Origin of the sequence: Bradyrhizobium diversitatis, assembly GCF_016031635.1 — a bacterium.
Taxonomy (GTDB): domain Bacteria; phylum Pseudomonadota; class Alphaproteobacteria; order Rhizobiales; family Xanthobacteraceae; genus Bradyrhizobium; species Bradyrhizobium diversitatis.
This window is the reverse complement of sequence record NZ_JACEGD010000027.1, coordinates 82413-104024: the sequence shown is the minus strand read 5'-3', so window position 1 is coordinate 104024 and position 21612 is coordinate 82413. Positions and strand designations below refer to the sequence as shown.

Genomic DNA, 21612 nt, shown 5'->3' with positions numbered 1-21612 from the left:
TTGTCTATATTGACCGAACGGTTCGGTCAATGGTACTTGGAGTCAGCGAGAGGGAACCGGCTGCGCGGCGGCCGCCCTCGATCGCACATATTTGGGGGAGGCCTTTATGGCCGTATCGAGAGACCAGACTGCTCGCGTCCTTCGCCAGGACGCGGTGGAGCTGCAGTCGGGCGATGATGCTGCGTCCGAGACAGCCGCACCCCATGCCGAGCAGTTGCGCGCTCATGTGGCCGACGAAGCGAAACATCCGGCCCCGGAGGCGCCAAAGCCCGTGACCGACAAGCCGGCCGCACCCGCGCCAGGCGCGCCCGCCGCCGGTGCGCCCAAATCGGGCAAGCGCAAATTCGTCCTGATGGGCGTCGGCCTCGTCCTCGCGCTCGCGGCCGCGAGCTACGCCGGCTATTACACGCTGGTCGGCCGCTTCTATGTTTCCACCGACGACGCCTATGTCCGCGCCAACAATACGATGCTCGGCGCGCGCGTTGCCGGGCATATCTCCTCGATCCTCGCCGGCGACAACACGCCGGTGCGGGCCGGCGACATCGTCCTCCGCATTGACGACGGCGACTACAAGATCGCGGTCGAAGCCGCCGCGACCAAGATCGCGACCCAGCAGGCCACCATCGATCGCATCGGCCGACAGGTCGCCGCGCTCGACAGCCAGGTCGCGCAGGCCAAGGCGCAACTCGTCTCCGCGGAGGCGGGCCTCAAGCGCGCCGACCTCGATTATGAGCGCCAGCAGGCGCTGAGCAGCAAGGGCTTTGCCTCGCGCGCCACCTTCGAGAGCTCGGAAGCCGGACGCGATCAGGGCGCCGCCGCGGTCAAGGCCGCGCAGGCTGCCTACGACGTTGCCGTCAGCAATGTCGATGTCGCCAGGGCGCAGCAGGCCGAGGCTCAGGCCCAGCTCGCCGAGCTCAAGACCACGCTCGCCAAGGCCGAGCGCGACCTCGCCTTCACCGCGGTGCGCGCGCCGGTCAACGGCACGTTCTCCAACCGCCTGGTCAACACCGGCGACTTCGTTGCGGTCGGCCAGCGCCTCGGCAATATCGTGCCGCTCGACGACGTCTATATCGACGCCAACTTCAAGGAAACGCAGCTCAAGCGCATCCGGCCCGGCCAGCCGGTGACGATCAAGGTCGACGCCTACGGCATGCGCAAGTTCTCCGGCGTCGTCGACAGCATCGCGGCGGGTGCGGGCTCGGTGTTCACGCTGCTGCCGCCGGACAACGCCACCGGCAATTTCACCAAGATCGTGCAGCGCGTGCCGGTCCGCATCCGCGTGCCGAAATCGGTGGCGAAGCAGAACCTGCTCCGTGCCGGCATGTCGGTCTACGCCACCGTCGACACCAACAAGGGCGCCGCCGACGCCGAAAGCGAGGTCGATCTCGACGATCCCGCGGTCCATCCGCAGTAAGCGCGGTGACATGAGCCTCGACGCACTCTTACCCCGAGCGCAGGTGCGCTCCCGCCCCCGCCTGCGGGGGAGGGTTGGGGAGAGGTTGTCTCCGCCAGGGAGATTCCCCAAGAGGATAGAGCCCTCACCCGCCGCGCTCTTTGAGCGCGGCGACCTCTCCCGCAAGCGGGAGAGGTGTACCCAACTCGCAGCCTGCTCCAGTCAGAGCTGACACCATGGCAAATGCCACCACCGCTTCACCGGCCATGACGGCGGATCCCGCTTCGGAGCGCATTGCGCCGAAGCGGCTGTTCGCGTTCATCATCATGGTGTTCGGGATGTTCATGTCGATCCTGGACATCCAGATCGTCTCGGCTTCCCTCAGCGAGATCCAGGCCGGACTGTCGGCGAGCTCCAGCGAGGTCTCCTGGGTTCAGACCGCCTATCTCATCGCCGAAGTGATCGCGATTCCGCTGTCGGGTTTCCTATCGCGCGCCTTCGGCACGCGGCTCCTGTTCGCGATCTCGGCGGCCGGCTTTACCGCTTCGAGCCTGCTCTGCGGCTTCGCCACCACCATCGAGGAGATGATCGTCTGGCGCGCGCTTCAGGGCTTTCTCGGCGCCGGCATGATTCCGACGGTGTTCGCCTCGGCCTACACCGTTTTTCCGCGGACGAAATTCCACATCGTCGGGCCCATCATCGGGCTGGTCGCGACCCTCGCACCCACGATCGGGCCGACGGTCGGCGGCTACATCACCGACCTGATGTCGTGGAACTGGCTGTTCTTCATCAACGTCGTGCCCGGCATCGGCATCACCATCGGCGTCCTGGCGCTGGTCGATTTCGACGAGCCGCAGTTCGAATTGCTCGACCGCTTCGACTGGTGGGGCCTGCTGTTCATGGCCAGCTTCCTCGGGACGCTGGAATATGTGCTGGAGGAAGGCCCGCAATATGAATGGATGCAGGATACGTCGGTCGCGATCTGCGCCTGGATCTGCGCGATTTCGGCGATCGCCTTCTTCTGGCGCGTGTTCACGGTGGACGAGCCGATCGTCAATCTGCGCACCTTCTCCGATCGCAATTTCGCCGTCGGCTGCACGCTGCAGTTCTGCATCGGCATCGGCCTTTACGGCCTGACCTATATCTATCCGCTTTATCTCGCCCAGGTGCGGGGCTACAGCGCGCTGATGATCGGCGAGACCATGTTCGTGTCCGGCATCACCATGTTCCTGGTCGCGCCGCTGGTCGGCCGGCTGATGGCCACGCTCGACATGCGCTACATGATCGCGTTCGGCCTCATCGTGTTCGCGATCGGCTCCTACCAGATGACCTGGATCACCCGCGAATACGATTTCTACGAGCTGCTGGTGCCGCAGATCCTGCGCGGCGTCGGCATGATGTTCGCGATGGTGCCGACCAACAACGTCGCGCTCGGCACGCTGCCACCCGACCGGGTGAAGAACGCGAGCGGCCTGTTCAACCTGATGCGCAACCTCGGCGGCGCGGTGGGTCTTGCCGTCATCAACACCGTGCTCAACGACCGCACCGACCTGCACATCGCCCGCCTCCAGGAGCGCGTGACCTGGGGCAACGCGACCGCGATCGAAACCCTGAGCATGTTCATGCAGAAATTCCAGGGGTTAGGGGATTCCACGCTGATGGCGATGAAGCAGCTCTCCCAGCTCGTGCATCGCCAGGCCGTGGTGATGAGTTTCGGCGACACCTTCCTCATGCTGACGCTGTTCTATCTCGGCCTCAGCCTGCTGGTCGCGCTGCTGAGCAAGCCGGCCTCGCCGTTCGGCGCCGGCGGCGACGCGCACTAATTTGCAACACTCGTGCGTGATCTCGCGCGAGCCCCGTTGCAATCCACGCGCGGCACATCTATAAAGCGCACCTCATTCATTCGAACCGGGAGGGATTTGCATGATTTCGTCGCATTCGCAGATCGTACGCCCGCGCTCGATGATGACCTCGATCACGTTCTGGCTCGGTATGTACGCGGCCTGTTAGAGGCCTCTTCCGCCAGCTTCGATTGGGCCAAGGTTTCGACCCAGCGTCCCGATCGCTCCGCTTCCCAAGTCAAAATCAGTTTTGAGTGACGCCGTTCCGGCCTTTCGCGGCCGGCTTGCGTCCATCGATGGAGCCGGCCCGCGTGTGCGGCCGGATGATGTCATGACCGCTCTGTCCAAGAAGCCCGCCGCAATTCGCGTGGTGCTGCCCTTCGTGTTCCAGCACTGGCTGAAGCAGCCGGGGCGCGGCCTCATCGTGGCCGGCGGGCTGCTGGGCGCGACCGTTGCCGACCTGTTCATGCCGGTATTCTCGGGACATCTGGTCGATGCGTTGACCCGCGGTCCGTCCGATCCCGATGCGCGCCACGCGGCGCTGGTTGCGTTCGGCGCCATCGTGGCGCTGGGCGCGGCCTCGATGGTGCTGCGTCTCGTCGGTCTCCAGGCGATCGTGCCGTTCACGCTGAAAATCATGTCCGACGTCGCGCAGGACGCGTTCACGCGCGTACAGCGTTTCTCGACCGACTGGCACGCGAACTCATTTGCCGGGTCCACCGTCCGCAAGATCACCCGCGGCATGTGGGCGCTCGACCTGCTCAACGACACCATCCTGATGGCTCTGGCGCCGTCGCTGCTGGTGCTGGTCGGCTCGATGATCCTGATCGGCGCGCACTGGACCTCGCTTGGCCTCGTGATCGCGGTCGGGGCGATCTTCTACGTCACGATCACGGTGGTGTTCTCGACCCGCTACATCGCGCCGGCCGCGCGCGTCTCAAATGCCTGGGACACCAAGGTCGGCGGCACGCTGGCGGACGCGCTGACCTGCAATGCCGTGGTGAAATCGTTCGGCGCGGAAGCGCGCGAGGACACGCGGCTTGCCCGTGTCATCAACCGCTGGCGCGTGCGCGTGCGGCGGACCTGGTATCGCTATAATTACACGGCGATGTCGCAGCTTGCCTTGCTGCTGTGCCTGCGCGCGTCCGTGATCGGCGGATCGGTGCTGCTGTGGATGTCAGATCACGCATCGCCCGGCGACGTCACCTATGTGCTGACGAGCTACTACGTCATTCACGCGTACTTGCGCGACGTCGGCATGCACATCAACAACCTCCAGCGCTCGGTCAACGACATGGACGAGCTGGTGGCGATCCACGACGAGCCGATCGGCATTGCGGATGCTTCCGACGCACGACCGATCGCGATCGAGGGCGGCGAGATCGTGTTCGACGACGTCACGTTCCACTATGGCGGCCATCGCGCGCCGCTGTACGACGGCTTGTCGGTCAAGATCCGCGCCGGCGAACGCGTCGGTCTGGTCGGACGCTCCGGCTCGGGCAAGACCACCTTCGTCAAGCTGGTGCAGCGGCTCTACGACGTCACCGGCGGTCGCGTGCTGATCGACGGGCAGGACATCGCGCACGCCACGCAGCAATCGCTGCGCAGCCAGATCGCGATCGTGCAGCAGGAGCCGATCCTGTTCCACCGCACGCTTGCGGAGAACATCGCCTATGGCCGGCCGGGCGCCAGCCTCGAGGCGATCGAGCAGGCGGCGCGGCTTGCCAACGCGCACGATTTCATCCTGCGCCTGCCGAAGGGCTATGGCACGCTGGTCGGCGAGCGCGGCGTGAAACTGTCGGGCGGCGAGCGGCAGCGTGTGGCGCTGGCGCGCGCCTTCCTGGCGGACGCGCCGGTGCTGATCCTGGACGAGGCGACGTCGAGCCTCGATTCGGAATCGGAAGCGCTGATCCAGCAGGCGATGGAGCGCCTGATGAAGGGCCGCACCTCGATCGTGATCGCGCATCGCCTGTCGACGGTGAGGAGCCTCGATCGCATCCTGGTGTTCGACCGCGGCGAGATCGTCGAGCAAGGCACGCATGCGATGCTCGCAGCCAAGCAAGACGGCGTCTATCGCGGCCTGTTCGAGCGCCAGGTGGTGGAGCTCGGACAGATCGCAGCGGAGTGAGGCGCGCGGCGGCGGGGCGAAGGTCCCGACGTCACGCCGCCATAGGTGAATGACATGAAAGACCTGGCGAACGGCTCCATCGTGAGACACATCCTGGCCATGACGCCGCCGATCATGGCCGGGATGGTCTCGATCATGGTCTGCCAGCTGGTCGACCTGTACTTCGTGTCGGGCCTGGGCGATGCCGCCGTGGCAGGCGTCGCCGCGGCCGGCAATGCCGGCTTTCTCGTCAACGCGCTGATACAGGTGCTTGGCGTCGGCACGGTGGCGCTGATCGCACACGCCGTCGGGCGCAAGGATCGACCCGACGCCAATCTGATCTTCAACCAGGCGGTTGCGCTGTCGGTGCTGTTCGGCGTGTTGACCCTGGTCGCGGGAGCGGTGCTGTCGCGCGCCTACATGCGTTCGGTCGCCGCGGACGAGGCCACGATCGAGGCGGGAACCACTTATCTGTTGTGGTTCATGCCGGCGCTCGCGCTGGAATTCATCATGCAGGTGACGGCATCCGCCCTGCGCGCGACCGGCATCGTACGCCCGGCCATGTTGGTGCGGGTCATCGCGGTCGTCATCAACATCGCGCTGGCGCCGGTGCTGATCTCGGGCTGGGGCACCGGCTACGCGCTCGGCGTTGCCGGCGCGGGGCTGGCGAGTTCGATCGCGGTCGCCATCGGCGCGCTGATGCTGCTTGTCTATTTCCGCAAGGTCGAGCGCTATGTCGTCTTCAATCCGGCGCAGTGGCGTCCGCAGCCGCGTCATCTCATGCGCATTCTCAATGTCGGCCTGCCGGCTGGCGGCGAGTTCGCGATGATGTTCATCTTCATGGCGGTGGTCTACTACGTGCTGCGCGATTTCGGCGCGGCGGCACAGGCCGGATTCGGCATCGGGCAGCGGGTGCTCGGCCTGATCCAGATGCCGGCGCTTGCGGTGGCGCTGGCGGCCGGACCGATCGCCGGCCAGAATGTCGGCGCCGGCAATGGCGCGCGCGTACGGGAAACCTTCGTCAAGTCGGCGCTGATCACCAGCGCCGTGATGGTCGGCTTCATGATGCTGGCGCAGTTGAAGCCGGAGCTGCTGCTCGCCGGATTCTCGAACGATCGGGAGACGATGGAGATCGCCTACCTGTTCCTGCGGATCATCTCGCTCAACATGGTGGCGCAGGGTCTCATCTTCACCTGCTCGAGCATGTTTCAGGGCCTCGGCAACACCAAGCCGGTGCTGCTGAGTTCGGCGACGCGCGTCTTCACCTATTCGCTGCCGGCAATCTGGCTGTCGACGCGGCCAGGCTTCCGAATGGAGCACGTCTGGTATCTGTCGATCGCGGCGACGACGCTCCAGGCCGCGTTGAGCCTGTGGCTGTTGCGTCGCGAATTCGGCAGGCGGCTGGTATTGCCTCCTCCGGAGCAAGGTATGGAGGAGGCGGGGTCCGAGCCGGTCGTGCCTCCTGCACGCGTGCCCGCGCTTTAGGGGGCGACTCAAAAATCTTCGTCACTGTCAGCTTCGATCCGATACCGACCGCTTTCGTACAACGGCAGCAAAGGTCGGAATGGCAAGAACCGAGCTTGGCAGTCTTTTTTGCGCAAAGCGGGTCTCGCCGCAGCCATGGTCAAATTGCGGATCCCGCGAGGCACTTATCTCGAGGCTAAAGCAGCTCTCTACTGCTTGAGTTGCTTGATGAGGTCTTCGATTTTGCGATTGTGGGGCATCAGGCGCGCGAGTTGCTCAGCATAGCCCAGCGCAGATGCGGAATCGCCTTTTTCGCGGCTCAGCGCGAGTGTCGCAGAAAGGGTATCACGATCATTGGGATGCATTAGCAAGCTGTTCCTCAGAACAGCAAGGGCGTCGTCGCGGCGGCCAGAGGAATGTAACCCCACGGCGTAAACGTAAGCATAGCGCGGTTGACTTGGCTCCAGGACTGCCGCCTGGCGCAATTCGTCGAGAGCCTCATTGGCGCGCTTTTGGCGTACAAGGACGAGGCCGAGCGAATGGTGAAGTGAGGCATTTTGCCCCGATTTGGACAGAGCTTCGCGAAGAAGTTGCTCGCCATCACTTTCGCGACCGAGTTGCCGGTACAGATCGGAAAGATTGACGGCCGCGGGCGAGAACGAGGGGTCAAGCCTAAGGGCAGCCCGATATTCTGCTTCGGCCCCTGCGGCGCTGGCTTGTCGTGCATAGAAATTGCCGAGCGCTGTCCGGGCGTCCGGACGATCTGCATTCAATTTCTGCGCAGCCACAAACTCGGCCACGGCTTGCGCGAACCTATCGCGGTCGGCGGCAGGCTGTTGAAAGGGAGGCACGGAGGCGAGCACCTCGGCGGTGCGAATGCGCACGCCGCGAATCGGATCGGCCAGTTGCGCAGATGCGAGGGCCCAGAGCTGATCGGTTGGTACCCCCTCCAGCGCATCGAGCGATCCCAATCTCACCAGCGGATCGGGATCCGAGAGCCCGCGGCGGATCAGAATTAGGTCAGGCACCGGGAGCTCGGCCAGCGCGCTGGCGCGAACGATACCGGGAACGTCGCCGGAACCGGCAATGGCGGCCAGCAGCGACTGCGCGTCGGCAGCTTCGCTCCAGGCGGCGTGAAAAGCGCGAGCATAGGTCTGATGGTCGTGCCGCTCCGGACCGAACCAGGTCTCGATCTGCTGGGCCGCCCACGCCGCGGGCTTGTCGTGATGGCAATCGTTGCACGCATTCGGTGCGCCGGTGTGCATCGAGAGATCGGGGCGCGGGATGCGGAAGCCATGGTCGTGGCGGCGGTCGACAACCATGTAGCGCCGCTCCGGCATGTGGCAGGACGCGCAACTTGGTGTGGGCGAGACCTCGACGTGGTGCCGGTGTGCGGCGGATTCATAGTTCGCCGCCGCATGGCACTGCGCGCAGATGCCGTCCCCAGGGGCCTTCAATGCGGCGCTATGCGGGTCGTGGCAGTCGCTGCAGGTCACGCCCTTGGCGAACATCTTGCTCTGCCTGAACGGCGTGTAATTGTAGGTCTCCTCGTCGTCGCGCATCTGACCGTCGGCATGGAATCGTTGCCGGTCGAGCAGCGACACTCGGTGGGTTTCCGAGAGCGGACGGCCGGGCGTCCAGTCCTCCGAAAGCTGATCACGGCGCGCGTGGCAGCGTCCGCAGGTTTCGACCTCCTTGCGCAAGGCCGTTGCGGGCACGCTGCGCTTCGGCCTCAACGTTCCGGTCTCGGTTGACCAGGTGATGCCCGTTCGCTCGTCGAACCTCACCAACAAACCGTCGTCCGGACCGCGCCACGCCGGCTTCTGATTGGCCCAGGCGATATGGCGCGAACCTGCACCGTGACAGGCCTCGCAACCTACGCTGATCTCGGCGAACTTCGTTGCGAAGCGGTTATCGGCCGCATCGTAGTTCTTGTGCACGCCGGTCGAATGGCACTCGGAGCACATGAAATTCCAATTCTGGTTCAGCCTGGTCCAGTGCAAGGGGTCGTTACTGGTGATCGCGGCATCCGGATAGAGATGAAACCAGCGCTGTCCGCCCTGGTCTTTCGGCCTGGTGTCCCAGGCGATCGACAGAGCCTGGATGCGGCCGTCCGGAAACTCGATCAGATATTGCTGCAGCGGGTCGAGGCCAAACGTGTACTTGATGTCGAACGTCGCAGGCTTGCCGTCCGGCCCGTCTGTCTCGACAAGAAATTTCCTATCGCGACGAAAGAAGCGCGAGCGCGTGCCGGCGTATTCAAGCACCGCGTCGTTGAAATCGCCGCGAACGGATTGGTTGGTCGCATGATCCATTGCGTGTCGGTGCTGCGAGGTCTGCCAGAGCTTTGCCTGCGTCGCATGGCAGCCGCTGCACGCTTCGCTACCGACAAATGTCCGTTCGGCGATTTGCCGTGGTTTGGCTGGGACCTTCGAAACTCTGGGCCATAGTAGTGCCCCCGCGATCAGAACGAGCAGCGAACCGCCCAGCAGTACAGCGGCCTTCAGCCTGGTGGCCGAGGACCGTTGCGCGGGATGAGCAGATTCAGGCGTGTGCGCCTTCGTGCCGGCATTTTCGCGCTTGCGGTTCTTTCGCGAACCTTTTGCCACGTTCGCTCACCGGAGGCAGAACATCAAAAGCGTCGCCGTGACAGGGTCATCGAAGGACCTCCACCTTTGCGGCCATGTCGGGAAAGCGGCTGACCCGATAGGTCGCATTGCTACATTTGAGAACCCAGACCTCATGATCCGGCTTCGAGCGCTTTGTGTCCTTGCTGGCGCCGAGCGGCTTGTCACACGCAAAGCCCTGCAGGCGGATCTGGGCCGCGAGCATACCCTGAGGCGTTTCGCCGGCGGTTTGCGCAAAGGACTCGGATCCGCCGGGCAGAATGCCGAAAGACAGGCAAGCTGAGAAAATGATGAAGCTCCGAGCCTTCACGATGCCTCCACCTTCTATCAATGACAGGCAATACCAAGATCAGGCGAGAAGGTGGGGCGCGTAAACCCGCCCCACCTTGCGACTCGCGTTAGTTCGCAGATGACATCTTGTTTGGTCCAAGCCTCACATTCAGCTTGTTGATCTTGCCGGTGAACTTGAAGGGCACCTGGTAGTCCTGATCGTCCACTGGCGTGCCGGTGTCGAGACCGACGTTGAAGGTCTCATCCCACATCAGAGTGATGGGCAGACTGCGTGGCATGGGATGACTTTCCACGACGTTGCCGTCTACCTTCAGCGTGCCGGTGCCGCCCTTGCCCAGGCCGGGGCCATCATACTTCCAGTCGAACTCCAGCGTGTGCTTGCCCGGAGCAAGTGCCTCTTTGCCCTGCCACTTGACGCGCTCGAGGGCGACCAGATTCCAGGTGAACACCGGCCGGCCCTTTAGCAGATAGAAGCCATAGCCGGCGAATCGGCCGCCGTCGGTGACCAGCATCCCCTCGGCGCCGCCTTGGGGAATATCGACCTCGGCCGTGATCGTGTACGACCGGTTCAGCAGGCTCGGTGCGGAGCCCGTTTCCGGGAAGGGCACGTTGCTCAGCTCGCCGGTGTAGGTAAAGAGCGTCCGGTCTGCAGAGTAACTTGGTTTGTGCGAGATGAACCTGGTCAGGCGGGTGTCGTCGAGCGGGAAGACTTGGTACTTTGTGGCCTCCATTGCAAACAGCTGCTCCATGTCGCGCAGCTTGTCGGGCATCTTGGCCGCGAGGTCGTTGGCCTGCGTCCAGTCTTCATTGATGTTGTACAACTCCCAACGGTACGCGTTCATGACGTCCGAGGGCGGCTCGGCCAAACTGAGGTCCCATGGCGGGCTCAATGGAGGAGTCGCGGCGACCCAGCCGTCCTGATAGATGGCGCGCTTGCCGAACATCTCGAAATACTGCGTCGTCCGTTGGCCCGGCGCGTTGGCGTCCCCCCACGTATAGGCCATGCTAACGCCTTCGATTGGCTTCTGCGCGATGCCGTTCACCATCGCCGGCTGCGGAAGACCGGCTGCTTCGAGGATCGTCGGGACGACGTCGATCACATGGTGGAACTGGTGGCGAATGCCGCCCGCGTCCTTGATCCGCGCCGGCCAAGCCATCGCCATGCCGTTCCGGGTGCCGCCAAAATAGGATGCGATCTGCTTTGTCCATTTGTACGGCGTGTCCCAGGCCCACGCCCATCCCACCGCGTAGTGTGGGTAGGTCTGGTCGGAGCCCCAGGCATCGTAGAACTTCGTGTTCAGTTCGACGGTCGGGTGTACGGCGTTGGCGACAGCGAACTCGTTGAACAGCCCGTGCAGCGTGCCCTCCGGGCTCGCGCCGTTATCACCGCTGATGTAGATGACGAGCGTGTTGTCGAGCTTGCCGGTATCTGCGATGGCCTGGATCACGCGACCGATTTCGTGGTCGGTGTAGGCGAGATACGCCGCATAGACGTCGGCCTGGCGGATGTAGAGCCTCTTCGCCTCTGGGGAAAGCGTATCCCACTTCGGGATGCTGTCTGGCCAGGACGTGAGCTGAGCGTTCTGCGGAATCACGCCGAGCTTCTTCTGGTTGGCGAAGGTTTGCTCGCGCAGATCGTTCCAGCCCTTGTCGAACAGATGCATGTCGCTGATCTTCTTGGTCCACTCGGGCGTTGGATGATGCGGCGAATGCGTGCCGCCCGCTTGCGTCCCCTCCCACTGCGGCACATTGTGGTCCTTCCCGTACCAGGATGTATCGTAGCCGTTTTGCCGAAGGATCTCGCCGATGGCGACGGCGTCGCGTGGGATGACGCTGTTGTAGCCGGGATAGCCGGTGGCCTGATCGACGACAACGCCGGTGGCCACCGAGTGATGGTTGCGGCCGGTAAGGAGAGCGGCTCGCGTTGGAGAGCAGAGCGCCGTGGTGTGGAAGCGCGTGTAGCGCAGACCTGTTTGAGCGATCCGATCCAGGGCCGGTGTCGGGATGACGCCGCCGAAGGTGCTCGGCGCGCTGAATCCGACGTCGTCGGTCATGATCAAAAGCACGTTGGGCGCGCCCTTCGGCGGCGTCACGAGCGCGGGCCAATACGGCTTCGACTGCACCGCATTGGGACTGATCTCGCCTTTGACGGCTGTGGGGGATTCGGCAGGTATCTGCCGTCGATGGTAGTCGTCGCTCCCGGCGAACCCGCGACGCCGGTGGTTTGCTGAGCGTACGCGTTAAGTGCTGTCAATGGTAACAGCAAGAGAGAACCGACTAGAATGCGTGAGGTAACTCGGTGATGCAGGTTCGAGACACTCGTCATTGGCTCCTCCCGAAGACCAAATTGGTCTGAATTGGCTGGAAACCGGATCCCCTCTTCTAGAAAGCAGTACGTCGCCCCATCTGCAACGCGAGGCTGTTTCGGACTTAGTCTGACTCAAGGGCCGTTCGCGGACGTGCAGTGCTTCGACCGGCTCGTCCGTCGTTATGTTTGCTGCTCAAATGCCTGAGCGTTGACGATAAAGGCAGTGAGATCAGCAATTTTGCGAATATCCATTGCAAATACACTCCCCACGCACAACCGCTCCACCTCAGATCGCATCCGATCGTCGAGCGTTGATCCAAATCAATGCAAATGACGCGCGAGAATCGGCGTCACCATCACAATGAGCAGGATGATACCATTCATTGCACTTGTGGCAGCATTGCTGTCTTGCCGGTAGTGACGCCCGGTAGATGGCGAAAAGCATCGTCCCTCAACAGTGTTCTTATGGTTGCCCGAAAAGCGGCGAGCCTACGTGACTTAAGCGCAACAGGCCGAGCGCAATTTGAGGAGATCGCTACCTTGGAGCGACACATAGAATCACGGTTTGATACACTGTTATTTATTGGCGGGAGGACAACAGATGATGCAGGGCATACCCGAACCCAGGTCTCGTTGCCTTATTCGGGCAACGATCGGGGTAGCTGTGGCAATGGCCGGCTTCGTGTCCGAAGCCGCATATGCTGATGAAGACGGTGTTTCATACTGGCTTCCGGGGCGCTTCAGCAGCCTCGCGGCAGTGCCTGCGGTCCCTGGCTGGTCAATGGCCGAGGTCTATTATCACACGAGCGTCTCGGCCTTCGGTAGCGCCGCGGCGGCAAGAGAAATTCGTGTTGGCCGAATCCCCGCCAACGTCAATGTCGATTTGAATTTGCGCTTGAACGCGCAGGGAGACCTTCTCCTGCTCAACCCAACCTACACATTTGCAACGCCGGTACTCGGCGGACAATTAGCAATCGGCGTCACCGGCTTGTTTGGCCGATCCGCCGCAACGCTCGACGGAACACTAACGACGGCAGTCGGGCCGTTTGCGACAACCCGCACGGGCACGCTTTCTGATTCAGTCACCTCCATTGGAGACCTATATCCGCAGATGACACTGAAGTGGAACGCGGGCGTCCACAACTTCATGACCTATCTGACCGGCGACATTCCGGTCGGCGCCTACGATCCGTTGCGTCTTGCAAACCTTGGCATCGGCCACGGCGCGATCGACGGCGGCGGCGGCTACACGTACTTCAATGAGAAGTTGGGGCACGAATTTTCAGCGGTCGCTGGGCTCACTTACAATTTCAAGAACCCGGATACGCAATACCAAAGCGGCATCGATTTCCACATCGATTGGGGGGCTTCGCAGTTCCTCTCGAAGCAACTCTTCGTCGGGGCGGTCGGCTACTATTACCAACAGATCACGGACGATTTTGGTCAGCATCCGATCCTGGGTGGTTTCCGGTCGCGCGTCGTGGGAGTGGGCCCTCAGATCGGATACCTGTTTCCAGTTGGAGACTGGCAGGGATATTTGAACCTAAAGGGATACGGCGAATTTGCTGCTGAAAACCGTCCAGCAGGTTGGAATACCTGGCTGACTTTCTCGCTTTCGCCAATGGCGCCGACGAGCACAGTCGCGCCGACGCGGCGGATTGTGACGAAATAAGAGCCGGCCGACATGGCTTAGCGTGCCGCCGGCGACCGTCCGCCAACGCACGCTGGTGATGAATGGCTGCATTGCTGTCGTCGGATGCAGACGAGACCTGTTCGATCGACAAGCCGAACGATGCGCTCCGCCCACCCAGCCTAGTCAGTTTTGGGCAATCACTGTCCGCGATCAGCTGCTGGAGAGGAGAGGAAGTTCTGACGAATAAACGCGCTACGACAGGCTTGCCGCCAACTACCTTGCCTTCGTTCAACTTGCGTCAATCAGGTTATGGCTGCGTCTTGATGAGTCCGCGGGCTAACTAATGCGTGCCAACACTGTTCCAGACGAGGCCAAGGCCTGACAGGAACAACAGGCCGAGCACGACATCGCCGAAATGCTTGTCGCTCAGGGCGTGATAGACCCGGGCGCCGGCCCATGCGCCGATCAGTGTGCCCGGAAACGCGACCAGTGCGAGCCAGACCACTTTCAGTTCGACCAGGCCTGATGCCGTCTGCAGCACCAGCGCGGTGGCGAGCACCGTGAAGTTGAAGAGCTGGAAGATGCCGCGACGCTCGTGCTTGTTCCAGCCTCGGATGTTGGCCCAGAGGATCGGCAGCGGCCCCGAGAGTCCGGCGAGGCCGCCGAGAATGCCGCCGGCAAAGCCGATCGCTCCGTCGGCGATCCTGCCGCCGAACTTGAAGGAGAGAGGCCTCTTGTTGAGGTACAGCGCGCTCGAAAAGATCAGGAGCAGCACACCGACGCTCAGCTTGAATACCTTCGGATCGGCCGTGGCGACCATCATGGTTCCCAGCGGGACTCCGATCAGGCCTCCGATCAGGAACGGCCAGACCAGCGAGAGGTCGAAGCTTTTCCACATCGAGGGCAGCGTCGAGGTCTGTGCGATCACCGAGCAGATCAGCACCAGCGGTACCGCGAGCGAGGGCGGCAGGACGTAGAGCCAGATGCCGAGCGCCATCAGCGCCGTGCCGAACCCGGCCAGTCCCGAGACGAAGCCACCGGCCAGCGCGCCGAACAGCAGCAGGACGTAGGTGAGCGTTTCCAACAGATTAGCCTTGTCGCAAGGGGCGATCCCGGATTGCTGATCGCCATCGCTCGCATAACATGCTTGCCGCCGTTCCGGTCAATCCATGCTGCACGCAAGCGTGATCTGCCGTGTCGGGCTTTCGCGGAAGACACGCCTACATGATGGCCGTACTTCAATCCGGGGGGCCGCCCGACGCGATCATGCGCCCGGATCGGTCAGTCCTGAATGCGATGATGGAGAATGACCATGACCCGCACCAAGATTGCCGTTGCAGCCGCGCTGCTGGCGGTCGCGTTGACGCCGACAATGGCCCAGGCACAGTTTTCCGAGCCTGCGGCTTATCAGGCCGCTCATCCGGATCGCGATGTGCTCAACGGAGGCCAGCTCACGCCTGCGGCGCGCGCGGCTCTCGGTCAGCGGGGAACACCGGGCGATGCGTATGCATCGCAGGCCTATCCGTCACCTGTGGCACCCCCCGTGCGCTCCGGCCATCGCCGTCATCGCCGATGATCTAGACGATCTGCCTGGTGTCGGAAGGCTTCTGCAGCGCGCCGACCAGGATGCGTAGCGCCTCTGCCAATTCCGATCTGTTCCGCGCCGCCCCCAGTGAGACACGTGCCGCATGCGGCGGCGCCCCGTCGACCGTGAAGGCATCGCCGGCGACGACCGCAAGTCCGCTCCGCAGAAGATGTGCCGCGATATCGGGCCGGCCTTCCGGCAGCCGCAACCACAGATGATGGGCGGCGGGCCTGGCCAGGAATTGAAAACCCTTCAGCGTGCGCTGCGCGAGCTGCTGGCGGCCGACCGCCTCGCTGCGGATGGCGGCGATGATGCGATCGGCAATGCCGCTTTCGATCCAATGCGTCACCAGCGCGACCATCAATGGCGCCGGCATCTGCACGGTCGCCTGCAAATACGTGCGCATGTCCCGTTGCGCGCTGCTGTCGGGCGTCACCAGGTAGGCGACGCGCAGCGCGGGCGCGATGCATTTTGACAGTGTGGTCGCGAGATAAGTCCGCTCCGGAATGAGGCTCGCGATCGGCGATGCCGAGCGGTCGAGCAGGCCGTAGGCGTCGTCCTCGATCAGGGTCGTGTCGGCATCGCGAATGATCTTTGCGACGGCATTGCGCCGCTCGGCGGACAGCGTCGCGGTGGTCGGATTGTGCAGCGTCGGAATGAGATAGACGGCCCGTGGCCGGTGCGCGCGGCACGCCTTCGCCAGCGCATCGGGCAGGATGCCGCCGTCATCCATGGCGACGCCGACGAGCTTGACGCCGAGCCGGGCCGCGGCGGCCTTGATGCCGGGAAAGGTGAGGGCTTCCGTCAGAACGATGTCGCCGGGCCGCGCGAGATGGGCGAGCAGGTTGAACAGGATGGTTTGCGCGCCGGGGAAGATCAGGAGCCTGTCGGCCTGCGCATGCGGAACGCGTGCGCGCATCCAGCGCGCCGCGACCTCGCGCTCATGCGTGCTGCCGCCGGGCGGCTGATAGTTGAGATACGCCGTGAGGCCCGATTGCGCGCGGATGGCTTCCATGCCGGCGATGATGCGCTCGTCGAGCTGCGCCTCCAGCGGATGCGGCGGCACGTTCATCGAGAGATCGATCGCGACGGGATGCGGCAGGTCGACCGCGCGGCGCGCGCTGGTCTCCGACACGAACGAGCCCTGTCCGACGCGGGCTTCCATGATGCCGCGGCGCCGCGCCTCGGTATAGGCGCGCGTCACCGTGGTCAGGTCGATGCCGAGGGCTTTTGCGAGCGCGCGCTGCGTCGGCAATTGCTGGCCGCGCACCAGCCTGCCCGCAGCAATGTCGGCCTCCATCGCATCGACGATGCGCTGATAGCGCGGGCCGCTCAGCTCCGAGATTGTAGGGGTCCAATCCATGCAATCTAGCCCCGTATCCTTTGAATGTATGGATGCAAGATACTATTGTATGGATCGTCGAAAAGGAAGAGGTTTGGTCATGTCGGTCTCTCTGGCGCCGGTCTCTCTGGCTAAGGCGATGTGGCGCGGTTTCAGCGGCAAGTGTCCGAATTGCGGGGAAGGGCACATGTTCGGCCGTTTCCTGAAAGTGGCCGACGCTTGCGACCATTGCGGCGAGGAACTGTTCCACCAGCGCGCCGACGACTTTCCCGCCTATCTCGTGATGGTCGTGGTCGGCCATCTCGTGGTGCCGGCGATCCTCGCGGTCGAGACCGCCTATGCGCCGCCGGAATGGTTGCAACTCGCGGTGTGGCTGCCGGTGACGCTGTTCGCCTCGCTCGCGCTGCTGCAACCGACCAAGGGCGCCATCGTCGGGCTGCAATGGCAGCTGGGCATGCACGGTTTCGAGGCGAGCAAGCTGCGGCGCGAAGCCGCCGGGCTTGCACCGGTCCTGGTGAAGGCGGATACGCGCGCGGCCTGAGCGGCGTTTACATCGCGCGGCCGGCCAGTACACTCCGTCGTACCAACAAGAACGATGGAAACGCCGATGGCCGCACGCGCGAAGACCTTCCTGCTTTGTCATGGCGCCTGGTCCGGCGGATGGGCCTGGAAGAAGATGCATCCGCTGATGGCGCAGGCCGGCCATCGCCTGGTGGCACCGACCTATACCGGGCTCGGCGAGCGCGCGCATCTCGCAAGCCCCACGATCGATCTGGAGACGCACATCCAGGACATCCTCAACGTCATCGGCTTCGAGGATCTCAGCGACATCGTGCTGCTTGGCCATAGCTATGGCGGCATGGTCGCGACCGGCGTCGCCGATCGCGCGCGCGAGCGCGTGACGCAGCTGATCTATCTCGACGCCTTCGTGCCGCGCGATGGCCAGTCGCTGTTCGATCTCAATGAGGGCGGTCGCGAGCCGATGCGAAGGGCGGTAAGCTCGGGCGACGGCTATCGCATCCCGCCGAATCCGCCGCCGCCGGACACGCCCCAAGCCGATCTCGACTGGCTCAATGAACGCCGGGTCCCAATGCCGATCAAGTGCTTCGAGACCAGGCTGAGGCTCGAGCACGGCGAGCCGGCGATGCCGCGCAGCTACATCTATTGCACGCGCATCCCGCCGGGCGACGTGTTCGGGCAGTTCGCCAAGCGGACGAAGAGCGAGGACGGCTGGCGCTATGTCGAGCTCGACGCCAGCCATGCGCCGAACGTGACGGCGCCGGAGGCGCTGATGGCGGTGTTGAACGAGATCGTTGCCTAGTTCTCGCCGTCATTGCGGGGCGTGCGCAGCACGAGCCCGGAATCCATTTTTCCTCCGTCTCCGCCGCTCGATGGATTCCGGCTTCTCGCTTCGCGAGCCCCGGAATGACACCGGTTGAATGGCAGGGCGCCCGGCCAAAATGGTGAGGGGTCCGATGCGTTGGCACCGAACCCCTCGTCGCTTACCGAGCAAGACGCGCTTTCTTCACGCGAACCGGAAACCCACTTCGCTCGAAAACGCTTTAGAGTATCAGCCGGCCTGTAAGCCGGGTTCTGTAGGGCACCGTCCGCTTGCGCGAACGATACGTGACGACCATTCCTCTGGGACCGTGTTTGCACATGGCCTCGAGCAACCTACCCGGACGGCGGGCCTGACATCGCCCCGCGGCGTTATCGCTCAAAGCGAACAGCCCGCTTAAGCCGTCCCTATTCGGTTTTGCTCCCGGTGGGGTTTGCCATGCCGGCTCCGTTGCCGGAACCGCGGTGCGCTCTTACCGCACCTTTTCACCCTTACTTCCTCCGAGGAGGAAGCGGTTCGTTCTCTGTGGCACTTTCCCTGGGGTCACCCCCGCCGGACGTTATCCGGCACCGCATGTCAAGGGAGCCCGGACTTTCCTCCCCGGCGGCCTTTCGGCACGTGCCGGAGCGGCCGTCCGGCCGACTGACGGATTACGCATGGGGCATTTGTGACGGTTTCGTCAAGCCGATATCGCGACGCGCGCCTCGCCGGCGAATAATCTATCCTGAAGATGTCGTTTGGTGCGTGTTCCGTTCGACTGAATGTCGGCAACACAGCCGGGCAACAGGAGTGAAGCAATGCAATATCTGCTGATGATCTATCAGAACGAGGTCGAGTACGCGAAGAACGACGCGGCGACCAGCCAGAAGATGCTGGCCGAATACCAGGCCTTCACGCAATCCATCATCCAGGGCGGCAATTTCAAGGCCGGCGACCGCCTGCAGCCGACCACGACTGCAACGACCGTGCGTGTGCGCGAGGGCAAGACGCTGACGACCGATGGTCCGTTCGCGGAAACGCGCGAGCAGCTCGGCGGTTACTATCTCGTCGAGGCCAAGGATCTCAATGCCGCGATCGAGATCGCGGCGCGGATTCCCAGCGCGCGCATCGGCTCGATCGAGGTACGGCCGATCTGGGTGTATGAGAAGTGACAACTCTCACCTTCGTCATTCCGGGATGCGCCGCAAGGCGCAGGCCCGGAATCCATATCCCCGAATCGTGGTTATGGATTCCGGGCTCGCGGCTTTGCCGCGCCCCGGAATGACGAGAGGGAAGTGATCGCGTTCAATGGCCCCTGGCGAGATCGACAAAATCTTCCGCGACGAGACGGGGCGGGCGCTGGCCACGCTGATCCGTCTCGTCGGCGATTTCGATCTCGCCGAGGACGCGCTCCAGGATGCCTTTGCCGTCGCGCTGGAACGCTGGGCGGGGTCTGAGGTCCCCGGCAATCCGCGCGCCTGGCTGGTCAATGTCGCCAAGCACAAGGCGATCGACCGCATCCGCCGCCAGGCCGTCTTCCGCGGCAAGCAGCAGGCGCTGGTGCATGAGCTCGAGCTGAACGCGCTGGGCTCCTACGAGCCGCCGGCAACGCTCGACGACGACATGCTGCGGCTGATCTTTACCTGCTGCCATCCCGCGTTCGCGCCCGAGGTCCAGGTCGCGCTGACGCTCCGCACCGTCTGCGGGCTCTCGACAGCGCAGGTCGCGCGCGCGTTCCTCGTGGGCGAGGAGGCAATGGCGCAGCGGCTGGTCCGCGCCAAGCAGAAGATCAGGCTTGCCGGTATCCCCTATGAGGTGCCCGAACGCGACGCGCTGGTGCCGCGGCTCGATGGCGTGCTCGCCGTGATCTATCTCGTCTTCACCGAAGGCTATGTCGCGACCGAGGGCACGGACCTGATGCGGCCCGATCTTGCGGCCGAAGCCATCCGGCTCGGCCGCTTGCTCGATCGGCTGATGCCCGATCGCGCCGGCATCAAGGGGCTGCTGGCCCTGATGCTGCTGCACGACGCCCGCCGCGCCGGACGCGAGACGCCGGCCGGCGACATCGTGCTGCTCGAAGAGCAGGACCGCTCGCTGTGGGATCGTGGGCAGATCGATGAAGGCCTGCGTCTGGTCGACGATGCGCTGCGCGTGCCCGGCCGGCCGCAGCCCTATGCCGTGCAGGCCGCGATCGCCGCGCTGCATGCGAGAGCGCCGAGCTTTGAGGAAACCGACTGGCCGCAGATTGCGGGACTCTATGAGGTTTTGCTGCGCATCAACCCGTCGCCGGTGATCGAGCTGAACCACGCCGCCGCGGTGTCGATGGTCGACGGGCCGGCACGAGCGCTCGATCTCGTCGATGCGATCACCGCGCGCGGCGGGCTTCGCGGCTATGAGCTGTTGCCGGCAGTGCGCGCGGATCTGTTGCGGAGGCTCGGCAGGACGGAGCAGGCGCGCGAGGCCTATCATGCGGCGATGGAGGCGACGCAGCTCGAGCCGTTGCGGAGGCTCTATGCGCGAAGGATGAGGGAGATGGAGTAGTCGCCACACATTCCGTCATTGCGAGCGTAGCGAAGCAATCCAGCGTCTTTCCGCAGAGACATACTGGATTGCTTCGTCGCAAGAGCTCCTCGCAATGACGGCGGATGTGGCCTACGCCGTCACTTCGACGCCACCGTCGTCCCTTCCGCCGGCAGGCTCGCCAGCAGTGCCTGCAATGTCGACAGCGTCGAATGATCGGCGACGCCATCGAGCCGTGCCGGACGGAAATGGCGCTGGAAGGCGGTGACGACTTCCAGCGTCGCGGCGTCGTATTTGCCGGTGAGCGGCACGCCGTAGCCGTACCTTGCGAGCGCCTGCTGCATGCTCAGCACGGCGTCACTGATGGTGCCGAGCATCAGAGTCTCGCCGCGCACGATCGGAGCGGGCGTAACCCAGTGGCCGACGCCGGAATTGGCCAGCGAATGCCATGGAAATTTTTCGCCGGGATCCTTCTTGCGCGCGGGCGCGACGTCGGAATGGCCGAGCACCCGGTGCGCCGGCACCTTGCGGCGAAGCATGATGCCGCGACACAGCGCGATCACGGCGGCGATCTGGCGCAACGGAAACTCGGGATAGCCCCAGTCGTGGCCGCGATTGATGATCTCGATGCCGATCGAGCAGGAGTTGATGTCGTCCTCGCCGGCCCAGGACGAGACACCTGCGTGCCAGGCGCGCTTGGCCTCGGGCACGCATTGCACGATGCGGCCGTCCTCCAGCACGACATAATGCGCCGACACTTCGCTGCCGGCCGTGCACAGCCGTGCCAGCGCGCCCTCGACATCGGGCATGCCGGTGTAGTGCAGCACGATCATGTCCGGCTGCCGTCCCTTGTTGCGCTCGCCATGATTGGGCGAGGGGATGATGTCCGAGACGATCGACGAGTCGGGCTCGAACGTCCGCAGGCTCGCCACGGTCTTGGGAACCGGGAGAACGCGTTGGCGCTTCGAATCAGATCCAGACGGTGTGGACGAACCGGAGGGCATGAGCAGCTCGAACGAACGGAGAGTAGGGCAAGCCCTTCTCTTTACTATTCCTTTACCGTCCACCGCACGCAATCGCGCGGCGCGGTTAACGGATGCATTTCGGCGACGTGTGTGGATGAGGCATCACCCCGCTCGTCACCTTTACGACTTGTATCGAGTCGAGCAACGCTTTCTTAACG

14 protein-coding genes, 1 other RNA gene and 2 pseudogenes are annotated in these 21612 nt (G+C 63.8%); 11 read left to right on the top strand and 6 right to left on the bottom strand.

Going from position 1 to position 21612, the window contains the following annotated elements; all coding sequences use genetic code 11:
- Positions 1-106 precede the first annotated feature (106 nt).
- From H1B27_RS27055 to H1B27_RS27040, 4 genes are all read left to right on the top strand, one after another.
- Positions 107-1414, top strand: a complete 1308-nt coding sequence (locus H1B27_RS27055) for an HlyD family secretion protein (RefSeq protein ID WP_197968172.1) — start codon at positions 107-109, stop codon at positions 1412-1414.
- A gap of 215 nt (positions 1415-1629) precedes the next feature.
- A complete protein-coding gene (locus H1B27_RS27050; RefSeq protein ID WP_197968171.1) occupies positions 1630-3216 on the top strand; it encodes a DHA2 family efflux MFS transporter permease subunit in 1587 nt (528 codons plus the stop codon).
- A 349-nt stretch (positions 3217-3565) separates the two neighbouring features.
- A complete protein-coding gene (locus H1B27_RS27045; RefSeq protein WP_197968170.1) occupies positions 3566-5362 on the top strand; it encodes an ABC transporter ATP-binding protein in 1797 nt (598 codons plus the stop codon).
- A gap of 54 nt (positions 5363-5416) precedes the next feature.
- Entirely contained in the window at positions 5417-6826 is a 1410-nt protein-coding gene (locus H1B27_RS27040) for an MATE family efflux transporter (protein ID WP_197968169.1), read from the top strand.
- A gap of 188 nt (positions 6827-7014) precedes the next feature.
- On the opposite strand, the gene H1B27_RS27035 is transcribed toward H1B27_RS27040, so the two are convergent.
- Together H1B27_RS27035 and H1B27_RS27030 are read right to left on the bottom strand one after the other, a co-directional pair.
- Complete coding sequence (locus H1B27_RS27035; protein ID WP_197968168.1) at positions 7015-9414, bottom strand: multiheme c-type cytochrome; 2400 nt, start codon at positions 9412-9414, stop codon at positions 7015-7017.
- A 416-nt stretch (positions 9415-9830) separates the two neighbouring features.
- Positions 9831-12049, bottom strand: a pseudogene (locus H1B27_RS27030) (arylsulfatase).
- A gap of 583 nt (positions 12050-12632) precedes the next feature.
- Here H1B27_RS27030 and H1B27_RS27025 point away from each other — a divergent pair.
- Together H1B27_RS27025 and H1B27_RS27020 are read left to right on the top strand one after the other, a co-directional pair.
- Positions 12633-13703, top strand: a complete 1071-nt coding sequence (locus tag H1B27_RS27025; RefSeq protein ID WP_376709004.1) for a SphA family protein — start codon at positions 12633-12635, stop codon at positions 13701-13703.
- Between the two features lie 208 nt (positions 13704-13911).
- Positions 13912-14004, top strand: a pseudogene (locus H1B27_RS27020) (IS5/IS1182 family transposase); the annotation flags it as partial.
- On the opposite strand, the gene H1B27_RS27015 reads toward H1B27_RS27020, so the two are convergent.
- Positions 14005-14748 carry a sulfite exporter TauE/SafE family protein gene (locus tag H1B27_RS27015; protein WP_197968167.1) on the bottom strand — a complete coding sequence of 248 codons (744 nt, stop codon included), beginning with the start codon at positions 14746-14748 and terminating at the stop codon, positions 14005-14007. It abuts the pseudogene before it with no gap.
- Positions 14749-14976: 228 nt separating this feature from the next.
- Between H1B27_RS27015 and H1B27_RS27010 the strand changes: the two genes are divergently transcribed.
- Positions 14977-15240, top strand: a complete 264-nt coding sequence (locus H1B27_RS27010; protein ID WP_197968166.1) for a hypothetical protein — start codon at positions 14977-14979, stop codon at positions 15238-15240.
- A gap of 1 nt (position 15241) precedes the next feature.
- Here H1B27_RS27010 and H1B27_RS27005 read toward each other — a convergent pair whose 3' ends face one another.
- A complete protein-coding gene (locus H1B27_RS27005; protein ID WP_197968165.1) occupies positions 15242-16612 on the bottom strand; it encodes an aminotransferase-like domain-containing protein in 1371 nt (456 codons plus the stop codon).
- Between the two features lie 79 nt (positions 16613-16691).
- Between H1B27_RS27005 and H1B27_RS27000 the strand changes: the two genes are divergently transcribed.
- Entirely contained in the window at positions 16692-17132 is a 441-nt protein-coding gene (locus H1B27_RS27000; protein ID WP_061877558.1) for a DUF983 domain-containing protein, read from the top strand.
- A 66-nt stretch (positions 17133-17198) separates the two neighbouring features.
- On the top strand, positions 17199-17912 hold the full coding sequence (locus H1B27_RS26995; protein ID WP_197968163.1) for an alpha/beta fold hydrolase: 714 nt from the start codon (positions 17199-17201) through the stop codon (positions 17910-17912).
- Between the two features lie 245 nt (positions 17913-18157).
- Here H1B27_RS26995 and rnpB read toward each other — a convergent pair.
- Positions 18158-18576, bottom strand: an RNA gene (rnpB, locus tag H1B27_RS26990) — RNase P RNA component class A.
- Positions 18577-18727: 151 nt separating this feature from the next.
- Between rnpB and H1B27_RS26985 the strand changes: the two genes are divergently transcribed.
- Together H1B27_RS26985 and H1B27_RS26980 are read left to right on the top strand one after the other, a co-directional pair.
- Positions 18728-19081, top strand: coding sequence for a YciI family protein (locus H1B27_RS26985; RefSeq protein ID WP_131869719.1), 354 nt, complete (start codon positions 18728-18730; stop codon positions 19079-19081).
- Positions 19082-19217: 136 nt separating this feature from the next.
- On the top strand, positions 19218-20450 hold the full coding sequence (locus H1B27_RS26980; protein ID WP_197968162.1) for an RNA polymerase sigma factor: 1233 nt from the start codon (positions 19218-19220) through the stop codon (positions 20448-20450).
- Between the two features lie 119 nt (positions 20451-20569).
- Here H1B27_RS26980 and H1B27_RS26975 read toward each other — a convergent pair whose 3' ends face one another.
- Positions 20570-21433 carry an N-acetylmuramoyl-L-alanine amidase gene (locus H1B27_RS26975; RefSeq protein WP_197968161.1) on the bottom strand — a complete coding sequence of 288 codons (864 nt, stop codon included), beginning with the start codon at positions 21431-21433 and terminating at the stop codon, positions 20570-20572.
- Positions 21434-21612: the final 179 nt, after the last annotated feature.

Excerpts from the sequence above, each read along its gene's own strand:
- H1B27_RS27040 (WP_197968169.1), top strand. The coding sequence starts at position 5,417 with ATGAAAGACCTGGCGAACGGCTCCATCGTGAGACACATCCTGGCCATG.
- H1B27_RS27000 (WP_061877558.1), top strand. The coding sequence starts at position 16,692 with ATGTCGGTCTCTCTGGCGCCGGTCTCTCTGGCTAAGGCGATGTGGCGC.
- H1B27_RS27045 (WP_197968170.1), top strand. The coding sequence starts at position 3,566 with ATGACCGCTCTGTCCAAGAAGCCCGCCGCAATTCGCGTGGTGCTGCCC.
- H1B27_RS27010 (WP_197968166.1), top strand. The coding sequence starts at position 14,977 with ATGACCCGCACCAAGATTGCCGTTGCAGCCGCGCTGCTGGCGGTCGCG.
- H1B27_RS27005 (WP_197968165.1), bottom strand. The coding sequence starts at position 16,612 with ATGGATTGGACCCCTACAATCTCGGAGCTGAGCGGCCCGCGCTATCAG.
- H1B27_RS26975 (WP_197968161.1), bottom strand. The coding sequence starts at position 21,433 with ATGCCCTCCGGTTCGTCCACACCGTCTGGATCTGATTCGAAGCGCCAA.
- H1B27_RS26995 (WP_197968163.1), top strand. The coding sequence starts at position 17,199 with ATGGCCGCACGCGCGAAGACCTTCCTGCTTTGTCATGGCGCCTGGTCC.
- H1B27_RS27055 (WP_197968172.1), top strand. The coding sequence starts at position 107 with ATGGCCGTATCGAGAGACCAGACTGCTCGCGTCCTTCGCCAGGACGCG.
- H1B27_RS26980 (WP_197968162.1), top strand. The coding sequence starts at position 19,218 with ATGGCCCCTGGCGAGATCGACAAAATCTTCCGCGACGAGACGGGGCGG.
- H1B27_RS26985 (WP_131869719.1), top strand. The coding sequence starts at position 18,728 with ATGCAATATCTGCTGATGATCTATCAGAACGAGGTCGAGTACGCGAAG.
- H1B27_RS27025 (WP_376709004.1), top strand. The coding sequence starts at position 12,633 with ATGATGCAGGGCATACCCGAACCCAGGTCTCGTTGCCTTATTCGGGCA.
- H1B27_RS27050 (WP_197968171.1), top strand. The coding sequence starts at position 1,630 with ATGGCAAATGCCACCACCGCTTCACCGGCCATGACGGCGGATCCCGCT.